2 rRNA genes are annotated in these 527 nt (G+C 52.6%); both read left to right on the forward strand.

Annotated features, from left to right (window positions below):
- Nucleotides 1-105 (forward strand): 23S ribosomal RNA (locus E6C51_RS19985); the annotation flags it as partial.
- 317 nt (nt 106-422) lie between these two features.
- Nucleotides 423-527 (forward strand): 5S ribosomal RNA (rrf, locus tag E6C51_RS19990); the annotation flags it as partial.

The following is a 527-nucleotide window of genomic DNA, read 5'->3' on the forward strand; positions in this document are numbered from 1 at the left end:
ATTCCCTATCAGAGCCGTGGAAGACGACCACGTTGATAGGACGGGTGTGGAAGTGCAGCAATGCATGAAGCTTACCGTTACTAATAGCTCGATCGGCTTAATTGTTCTCATTGATTATGCTCATCAAGCGAAGCTTGATGATGCCATCTGTTTTGTCCTGACGCTGTCGCAAGCAAAGCTTGCTTCGCTGCGGACGGCCCGCACCATCAGGTGCGACGGCCCTTGGCCTTGCGAGCGGAGCTCGTCAGTGCCACGAAAACAAACAACGTGTTCACAAAAAAATCCAGCTTCTCAATACGCAAAGCATCAATACGGTTCCGTATGATCCTTTGGCACCCTTCTGAGCGTCTAGCGAAGAAGAAAGGTTTGCCAAAGAAAAGGGAACAATGTTGATGCGGAGCATCAACATTGCCCTTAGCCGACCTGGTGGTCATGGCGGGGTGGCTGCACCCGTTCCCATTCCGAACACGGCCGTGAAACGCCCCTGCGCCAATGGTACTTCGTCTTAAGACGCGGGAGAGTAGGTC

Source organism: Gillisella terrae, from assembly GCF_004801395.1.
Lineage (GTDB): Bacteria > Pseudomonadota > Alphaproteobacteria > Rhizobiales > Rhizobiaceae > Allorhizobium > Allorhizobium terrae.